Genomic DNA, 9,438 nt, shown 5'->3' with positions numbered 1-9,438 from the left:
CCAAGATATTGCCTTGGTTGAATACGCTTGCATCATGCCTTACTCATGGTCATCGCGTTGTCCCGCTCAAACATCGACGATCAGCGGCATGGTGTTCCATCCCAAACTGCCGGCGCCATAGCCGACGATCGGCGACGGTCGCCGGTCTGGGTCGAGGGTTAGGCCGCGCACCCGCCGCGCCAGCACCTCAAAAGCGATTTTGCCCTCAAGCCGGGTGAGCGAGGCGCCGGGACAGACGTGAACCCCAGCCCCAAAGCCAAGATGCCCGCGCCTGACGCGGTCGATGTCGAATTGGTCAGGGTCGCTCCACCGTTCGGGATCGCGGTTGGCCGAACCCGGCAGCAGCATCAGAAGCGATCCGGCGGGAATCGGCGTGCCCGCCACCTCCACCGCCGTTTTCGCCCGCCGCATGATGCGTTGCAGGGGCGGGCGGGTGCGGCACAGCTCCTCGACAAAACTGGGAATCACTGTTTGGTCTTCTTGCAAGCGACGGAACAAATCTGGCCGATTGGCCAGAATATAGCCGCCATTCGCCAACAGATTGGCCGTGGTCTCATGCCCGGCGATCAACAAAACGGCGCAGAGATTGCGCAACTCCTCGCGTGTGACCACCCCCTCGCGCTCTTCTGCGACCAGCGAAGAGATGATGTTGTCTTGCGGATCCTTGACATGCGTCGCGATGGCTTCGTCGAGGATCTCCATCAGGGCGCGCAAGCCGACTTCCGCCTCCGCCCGCAATTCCGGGCTGCCCATGCCGGTGCGGGCGAAGCTGGCCAGCAGCGCGTCGCGAGCGTAGCGATTCATTTTGTTGCGCTGCTTCAACGGCACGCCCAACATCTCGCAGATCACCGTGACCGGCAACGGATTGGCCAACGCCTGGACAAACTCGCAGGGGCCGCCCAGACCGGACACCAAATCCTCGGCGATCGCCTCGATCCGGCTGGACAATTGCTGAATGTTGCGCGGGGTGAAGGCGCGGTTGAAGGTTTGCCGCAGACGGGTGTGGTCCGGCGCGTCCATCATCACCATCGACATCAGCGGCACCTTGAAACCAAGGTCGGAGCCAAAGGTCTGATGATCGTGCAGGATTCGCTCGACATCGGCGAATCGTGAAATCACATAGGTTTGCGATCCGGCCAAGTGATAGACCGGCGCGTTGCGGCGCAGCCATTCATAGGTCGGATAGGGGTCCGCGTGGACCAACGGGTCCATCAGATCGAAACCGACAATGTCTCCCCGCTTGGCTTCGGTCACGGAACGTCCCTTTCTCGCGTTTTTTGAATGCGTTGGCGTCGCCGTCCCTCAGGCCGGTTTGTCAGCGGAAACCGTCACGTAATCATAAGCGGAAAAGACCGATTCCGGTTTGAAGAACAAGCTGACGTAATAAGGAAAGCGCGCCAGAGGATGGAAACGCTTGAGCATTTCCGGTTCGGTCTTCATGTAATTGTGCAGTCCTGGATAGACATGTTCCCAGATCGATGTGATTTTGACGTTGACGAAGCCCGCCGCCTTGAGTTTTTCGGCGTATTGCTCTGGAAAATCCGCGTTGGCCGCCGGCACCGAATATTTGGTGACGAAGCTGTTCCAGTTCGATTTCTGCACCTTTCGGGCGAACGCGCCGGAAACCGGTCGGTTGGGGATGACGTCGGCCAGCGCCAGCCGACCGCCGGGCCTCAGCACACGGAACGCCTCACGGAAAAAATCCTCCCGCGTGTCGAAATGAAAGGCGCATTCCAGACCCAACACCTTGTCACAGGAACCCGATTCCAGCGGCATGGCGGTGGCCGACGCCTCCAACAACTCGATGCGCTCGCTCATCCCCCGTTCGGCGACCCGGCGACGGGCCAACGCGACTTGCGACGGCGTGATGTTCAACCCGGTGATCTTGCGCGGGCCGAATCGCTCCATCCAGTACATGTCCTGATCGGCAAAGCCGAATCCGACATCGACGACGCGGTCGTCCGGCCCCAGCGCGGCGGTTTCCGCCAACAGCCCGGCCATGGCGACGCAAGCCTGGTCGATGGTCCGCGCGTCCTTCCAATAGCCGAGATTCAGGTACAAACCTTCCCGGCTGAAGGAATTGGTGGACACCAATTCATAGATGTCCTTGGCCGACATCGCGCCGAACGGCGTGTAGAACCAGCGGAAATAGGCCCAACTTTCCCGCAGCCGGTCCATGAACGTCCGTGGCGCGGTCGGCGTCGCTGCTGTCGTCATCCCGGCATCCTCCTCAGGTCATGCGCCCGGCCATGCGCGTTCAAGGTTATTCGGTCCGCCGCTCGATACCCTTTATACCACTGCTTATCGCGCCAACTGCAACCATCAAGAGGAACAAACCGACAAGCCACCACTCATATGTCAATCCCTGGACATCCCCCGCCAGATGATCCAACCAATCATGGCCGCTGAACGGCAGGATCCAGGGGTGATACAAATCGATGAACAGCAGGCCGACGAACACCATGGTGATGACCACGCCCATGCGCAGGAAACGGAAGAGCATCGCGACGACCTGCAACGCCCGTTCGGAGAAACTGCCGATCGCCGAGCCGACGAGCGCCTGGCGGCGCAACCCCGGCTCCAGCGTCGTTTTGGCCTCCTCCACGGTCTGAACAAAGCCCTGAACGGCGGAAAGCGCGCCCTGCACCGCACGCCCGCCGACGTAGCGGCGGCGCTTCATGTCCTTGAAATAGCTTTTGAACAAATTGACATAATTGGCGCTGGGAATCAGATAGTTCAGCGAGGCGTCCAGCGTGCCCCAGGTCCGGCTGATGCGCATGAACTCCCAACTCAACTGCACCTGATAACGCGCCATGATACGGCCGGAATCCATCCCGGCGCTCGACAGCGAACGCTCGTGATAGCCCAAGCCGGTCAAATAGCTGCGGGATTCCCAACAGCGGAAAGAACGCACCAGCTCAAGCCGCAGCGCCTTGATCTGGCCCAAGGCCGGCGGCGCGATGGCGAAACGCAGAGTCAGGTCGGCCGCCTTGGAAAAATCCTTTTGCGCCATCGCCAACAGCGACATTTTGTAATTGGCGAGGAACTCGCGCTCGCACGTTCCGATCACCCCAAAATCAATGAAGGCGAAACGGCTGTCGCGCAGCAGCAGAATGTTGCCGGGGTGAATGTCGGCGTGGAACAGGTTGTCTTCCAACAACTGCCGCATGATCGACAACAGCAACCGCTTGCCCACCTTGCGCGGGTCGACGCCGTTGACCGCGCGCCAGCGGGCCACCCGCGCCGGATCCTCGATCTCGACGCGGATGTAGTCGGACATCAGCACGCCGCCGACATATTCGGTGGTCAGCACATTGCGGCTGCACTGCTCCAGAAACACTTTGGGCACATAGATGCCATGATCTTGCAGGCTCTTGCGCATGCGTCGGGTGTTGGCCGCCTCATAGCGGAAGTCCAACTCCTCCCTCACCATCTGCTCAAGTTCCCACAAGGCGTCGCTCAGATGGATGTGCGGCGCCAGACGCAGCAGATTGAGCAATCGGATCAAACCGCCGATGTGCCGCAAATCGCGTTGGAAGGCCTCCTCCGCTTCCGGCCGACGCACCTTGACCGCGACCAGCGCGCCGTTGGACCGCAAACGCGCCAGATGCACTTGGCTGATCGAGGCGGCGGCCAGTGGTTGGGCGTGAAATTCGGAGAAGACCTCCTCCACCTCGACGCCGAGTTCATCGCGCAGAATGCGCCGCGCGTCCTCGTAAGGAAAGCCGATGGCCCGGTGCTGCAAATGAGACAGCTCGCGGCAGACGGCGGCGGAAAAGACGTCGGTGCGCAGAGATAACAACTGACCGATCTTGATCCACAGACCGCCCAATTCCTCAAAGGCCTGCCGCAACCGGATCGCCCGTTCATCGGGATCGTCGCCGCCAGCCAGACGGCGGCGCAACGTCGTCCAATGATACGCGGCAAAGACGCGAACCATACGCCAAAAGGGAAATCGCGGCGGCGAACCGGCTGGGCGGATCTCCACCAAACGCGCGTCCTTCCCCTCCTCCAGCGGGGTTGGCAACCATTCCCGTCCGAGCATCCGCGACCTTTTCCGTGGCAACCGCGTTTCCATCAACCGCAGCAAGACCTTGCCCGCAGCGAAATCGCATTACAAGAACAATGAGACCACAACCGATGGTGTTGGAGCCGCGACGTCCACGTCGGCGTCGCCGCCAACGTCGCCCAATCACGCCGCAGTCTCCAGGCAACGCTTATGACACGAACGCCCCTCCGCTTCTTCTGAGGAAAGCCGTGACTCTGGCCAGAAAACCGACGCTCTCAGTAAAAATCATTTGTTCCATGTATTTTTCAAGAAACTTTCACATAAAATATCAATCACAAAGTATTAATTCGTCACTGACAACAAACATACGCTCCGCAAAAGCACAGATTCTGGGTAACGCGTGGTCGTACGGCTCGTTTTTTCCACAAGAAATCATAAAGTTCCTTCTGCTCGGCTTTTAGCGTGATGGAGAAATTGTTGAGATAGTCGGCGGCGCCCGGCGTGAGGCTCCGCCGAAAATCCTTGCTCTTGCAGAATGAGCCAAGATTTCTATAAGACAAGCGCCGCGCTGCTTCAGATTTAGCGCGCGGCGCTCTAGTCTTTGATTTATCGAGCAGAGTCACGCGTCAAATCGACATCGATTTAATGCGATCCGCTCTAAACACCTTCTATGCATAACGCACATCCTCGCTTTCGATGGCAAGCGGATCCTGCCCGCGCTTGGACAGCCAGGAATAGACGGGCGGCACCCGGTCGGCGATGGACTCGACATGGATGTCGATCAGGCAGGGTCCGCCGTCGTAGGCGAAGGCCGCCGCCAGCGCCCTGTCCAGTTCCGCCGATGTCCGCGCCGTCCAGGCCTTGACCCCGAAGGCTTCGGCGATGGCCTGCCCCTGCGGCGGCATGAAATCGACGCTGAAGCACTGGTTGTGGCCGCGCAACCGGTGAAGCCCCTTGATCCAGCCGAAGGAGCCGTTGTTGAACAGCAGCAACACGGCCGGCACCTGCAACCTGACCAGCGTTTCCAACTCGCCCACCGCCATGCCGAAAGAACCGTCGCCAAACATGCCGATGGGGCGGCGGTCCTTGTCGGCGAACCAGGCGCCGACCGTGGCGGGCAGAGCGGAGCCGAGTCCGCCGAAAGCGCGCGGGATCGCGAAGCGGGTCCGCCGGTCCTTCAGCTTCAGGAAGCGGGTCATGTAAGGGGTCGGGGTTCCGGCGTCGGAATAGATGTGGGCCGACTTGCCGTAGCTCTCCAGCGCCTCGTTGAAGCAGCGAACCACCCGCTCCGGCCGCAAGGGAAGGGTTTCCGCATTCAGCAGCGGTTCGGCGTTGCGCCAGAACTCCGCGCGCAACCCGTTCAGTTCATCGACCCAAGGCTGGGTCTTGCCCTGATCGCGGTCGGTCGGGGCGAGGTCGATCAACTGCGCCAGGGTCAGCTTGGCGTCGCCCGGCGCCGACAGAACATTCTCGTAATTGTTGGCCATGATCTCCGGATCGATGTCGATCTGGGCGACGCGCTTGTTCAGCGTGATCTTCGGGAAGGTCCAACCAATAGTGACCACCGATCCCATTTTGGAGCCGACGAACAGCACGAAGTCGGCATGCTCCAGCGCCCAGTTGGCATGGGGATGATAGCCGTTGTCGCCGATCACCCCGACCGCCAGGCGATGATCGTCGGGCATGGCGCCCTGACCGGTCATCGTGGTGCAGACCGGAATGTTCAGCCGCTCGGCCAGCGCCGTCACCTCCGGCCCGGCGCAGGACCGGTTCACCCCGCCGCCCGACACGATCAGCGGTCGTTCGCTGGCCGTCAGCAGCGCCATCAGCCGGCGCAGCGTGTCCGGGGTCGGCAGGGTTGGGAAAGCGGGGAAGCTGGCGCATTCCGGCTCGACATGCAACGACACGCGGGCCGGATCGACCTCGGCGCGCAGCATGTCCTCGGGGATTTGCAGATGCACGGCGCCCGGCTTGCCGGAACAGGCGACGCGGAAGGCGCGGCGGAGAATCTCCGGCAGCTTCTCGACCGACTTCACCTGCGCCGACATCTTGGTGACTGGCTCGAACAGGCGGGCGCAATCCAACTCGGTCAGCACGCCCCGCCCCTCGCCGGGCAGCGGAATGTCGATGGTCAGCAGAATCACCGGCACGGACGATGCGTTGGATTCGGCGACCGGCGGCAGCGAGTACATCGCCCCGGCGCCCGAGGGGCATTCAAACACCGCCGGTTTGCTGGTGAAGCGGCCATAGGCGTCGGCCATGTATCCGGCGGACCGCTCGTCACGCGCCATGACATGGCGGATTTGCCCTTCACGCTCTTGCAACGCCTCGTAGAACGGCACGTTGGTGTCGCCCGGAACGCCGAACACCACGTCGACTCCATAGGCGATCAGCATCTCCACCAGGATATCCGCGCCACGCATCGATCTTCTCCTTGGAAGCGAAAGGTCATTTTGAGGGTTGGGGCCAGGACCTAAATCCGGCCAAAGGTGAAGCGGCCGGCGGCAAAAGGCGTCACGTCGCGAACCGGAGTGGCGCCGGCGACCAGATCGGCGACGATGCGGCCGGTGATCGGCCCGCTGGCGAAGCCGACATGACCATGGCCGAAGGCGTGGATGACGTCGGACGAGCGCGAGGCCGGGCCGATCACCGGCAGCCCGTCCGGCGTCGAGGGGCGATGGCCCATCCAGCGGTCGCGCACCGCCCCCGGCCCGTCCGGCAGTCCCGGATAGGTCTTGCGGGCGTGGCCGACCAGGATGTCGGCCCGTTTCCAGTTGGGCGCCGCATCGACGGAAGCCAGTTCAACCTGACCCGAAAGGCGCAAGCCGCCCACCGTCGGGGTGTTCGCCATGCGACCGTCGCTGGGCATCACCGGATGGCGCGGGCCGACCGCCCCGTCCTCGACGACGGCGTGATAGCCGCGCTCGGCCTCCAGCGGAACATGGTCGCCGACGAGGGCCGCAAGCCTCTTGGAGCGGACGCCCGACGCGATCACCGCACGGTCGCACGGGATGATGGCGCCGCCATCGGTCTCCACAGCGGTCAAGCGGCTGCCGTCGAAGGCGAAGCCGGTGGCGCGGGCCGGAATCAGGCGGGCGCCCCGCGCCACCGCGTGCGCGACGATCATCGACACGTATCGCCCCGGATCGCGGCAATGGGCGCCCTGTTCCACCAGCACGCCGAAACCGTACTGTTCGGACAGGCTGGGTTCGCGTTCCTTCAGCGCCGCGCGATCGAGTTCGCCCCAGGTCAGACCGGTCATCCGCCGCAGCCGCCAGGACAGCGCCTCAGCCTCGAACGCCGTCCGGTCGGGATAGGCGTAGAGCAGCCCATCCCGCAGGATCAGCTCACCGCACCCCACCTCCTCGGCGAGCGCCATGTGGCGGTCGGGGCTGTCGGCCAGAATCGTCGCCAGCGCCGCAGCCGTCCGTTCGACCCGGCCAACGGTGGCGCCAGCCATCACGAAGCGGATCAGCCAGGGCGCCAGCCGCGCCAGATGCCTCCAGCGGATGACCAGCGGCCCCTGCGGATCGAGCAGATATCCCGGCACCTGCCGCCACAGACCGGGCATCGACATCGGCGCCACCGAGGCCGGACTGATCCAGCAGCCATGGCCATAGCTGGCCGACTGGCGCCCGCCGGGCGTTTCCGGTTCGAGGATCGTCACCCGATGACCGTCACGGACGAGTTCCAGCGCGCAACTGGCGCCGACGATCCCCGCCCCTGAGACAACTGCATGCATGACCGCCCTTTCACGCCTTCTGAGAGGCAAGCCGTGGGACATTCCGAAGCCGTGCGGCGCCGACCACCGGGCGCGAAGCGCCGTTCACCGCCGCCCGAAAACGGGCCGATGCCGGAAGATTGCAATGGAAGGAAGCCGGACTGGACGACCGTCAGTCCATCAGGGTGAAAACCGCCGTCAGGACGGCCCCAGCCCGTTGTGGAAATGGCTGAGGAACGCCTGGGTCGCGGGCTGGGCCGGAGCGTCGATCACCTGCCGGGCGGGGCCTTCCTCGACGACGCAGCCGTCGCGCATGAACACCACGCGGTCGGCGACGTCGCGGGCGAAGGCCATCTCGTGCGTCACCAGCAGCATGGTCATTCCCTCGGCGGCGAGCGAGCGGATGACCGCCAGCACCTCGCCCACCAGTTCGGGGTCGAGGGCGGAGGTCGCCTCGTCGAACAGCATCACCTCCGGCTTCATCGCCAGGGCGCGGGCGATGGCGACGCGCTGCCTCTGCCCGCCCGACAGCTTGTCGGGATGGGCGGCGGCCTTGTCGGCCAGCCCGACCTTGGCGAGCAGGCCGTGGGCGAGATTCCGCGCTTCCGCCTTCGGCATCCGCAGGACCGTCACCGGGCCTTCCATCACATTCTCCTCCACGCTCATGTGCGGGAAGAGGTTGAAATTCTGGAAGACCATGCCGGTCCTGGCGCGGAAGGCCGCCAGTTCGCGGTCGCCCGGCAGCCGGTGGCCGCGCGTGAAGTCCAACGCCTGCTCGCCGACCCGGATGAAGCCCTGATCCGGCACGGTCAGCAAATTGATGCTGCGCAGCAGGGTGGATTTCCCCGAACCGCTCGGCCCGATCAGCGCCACGACGCCGCCCTTGGCGACGCTGAGCGTGATGTCCTTCAGGACCGCGAGCGTGCCGAAGGATTTCCGGATCCCCACCAGCTCGATCATCTTCTGGGCGGACATGTCTTTTTCACTCCCGCAACAGGTGGTGCGCCATCAGCGGCTCATTCTTGCTTCCAGCCCGTGGGCGAAGCGCGTCAGCGGGAACAGGATGATGAAATAGATGACGGCGATCATCGTGTAGGTTTCCAACGGTCGGTAGGTCGCCGAGGTGATGAGCTGTCCCTGATACAGCAGGTCCGGGACCGCCAGCACTGAGAGCAGCGACGTGTTCTTCAGTTGAAGCACCGTCTGGTTGACCAGCGGCGGCACCATCCGGCGAAAGGCTTGCGGCAGAATCACCCGGCCCATCATCTGGTGTCGGCGCATGCCCAGCGCCCGACCGGCGTCCCATTGCCCCATATCGACGGAGATGATGCCGCCCCGAATGATCTCGCCAAAGAAGGAGGCGCCATAGAGCGTCAGCGTGATGAAGGCGGCGACGGACGGACTGAGTTCGATGCCGGTCAGGATCGGCAACGCGTAATAGACCCAAACCAGTTGCACCAGAACCGGCGTGCAGCGAAAGATCTCGATGACGCCCGTCATCGCCACCGTGGCGACGCGCATGTTCGACAACCGGGCCAGCGCGATCAGGCACCCCACCAACAGGCCGGACACCGCCGTGCCGATGGTGAATGCCAGCGTATAGAGGATGCCGACCCCGATCAGCCCCTTGTATTGCAGCAGGAAACCGAAATCCCATTGATACTGCATCGATCAATCCCGTGTGTGTGGTCCGTCCGGAGTCCGGCGG

7 protein-coding genes are annotated in these 9,438 nt (G+C 63.3%); all 7 read right to left on the bottom strand.

Features of this window, described 5'->3' with window-relative positions:
- Positions 1 to 66: 66 nt before the first annotated feature.
- Positions 67 to 1,254: a cytochrome P450 gene (locus ACODS4_RS20995; RefSeq protein ID WP_488867165.1), complete on the bottom strand. Its 1,188-nt coding sequence runs from the start codon at positions 1,252 to 1,254 to the stop codon at positions 67 to 69.
- Positions 1,255 to 1,302: 48 nt separating this feature from the next.
- Positions 1,303 to 2,217, bottom strand: a complete 915-nt coding sequence (locus ACODS4_RS20990) for an SAM-dependent methyltransferase (RefSeq protein ID WP_488867163.1) — start codon at positions 2,215 to 2,217, stop codon at positions 1,303 to 1,305.
- A 46-nt stretch (positions 2,218 to 2,263) separates the two neighbouring features.
- Complete coding sequence (locus tag ACODS4_RS20985; RefSeq protein ID WP_488867161.1) at positions 2,264 to 4,045, bottom strand: ABC1 kinase family protein; 1,782 nt, start codon at positions 4,043 to 4,045, stop codon at positions 2,264 to 2,266.
- A 632-nt stretch (positions 4,046 to 4,677) separates the two neighbouring features.
- Positions 4,678 to 6,432: a thiamine pyrophosphate-binding protein gene (locus tag ACODS4_RS20980; protein ID WP_488867159.1), complete on the bottom strand. Its 1,755-nt coding sequence runs from the start codon at positions 6,430 to 6,432 to the stop codon at positions 4,678 to 4,680.
- A gap of 50 nt (positions 6,433 to 6,482) precedes the next feature.
- The gene (locus ACODS4_RS20975) at positions 6,483 to 7,751 is read right to left on the bottom strand and encodes an NAD(P)/FAD-dependent oxidoreductase (RefSeq protein ID WP_488867157.1); all 1,269 of its coding nucleotides are present in this window, start codon (positions 7,749 to 7,751) and stop codon (positions 6,483 to 6,485) included.
- Positions 7,752 to 7,928: 177 nt separating this feature from the next.
- Positions 7,929 to 8,705 (bottom strand): amino acid ABC transporter ATP-binding protein, encoded by a 777-nt coding sequence (locus ACODS4_RS20970; protein WP_488867155.1) that lies wholly within the window; start codon positions 8,703 to 8,705, stop codon positions 7,929 to 7,931.
- Positions 8,706 to 8,738: 33 nt separating this feature from the next.
- Complete coding sequence (locus ACODS4_RS20965) at positions 8,739 to 9,398, bottom strand: amino acid ABC transporter permease (RefSeq protein ID WP_488867153.1); 660 nt, start codon at positions 9,396 to 9,398, stop codon at positions 8,739 to 8,741.
- Positions 9,399 to 9,438 lie beyond the last annotated feature (40 nt).

It is taken from the genome of Azospirillum sp. FG154 (genome assembly GCF_057809575.1).
Note: the sequence above shows the minus strand (reverse complement) of the source record. Positions and strands in the feature narration are given on the sequence as shown.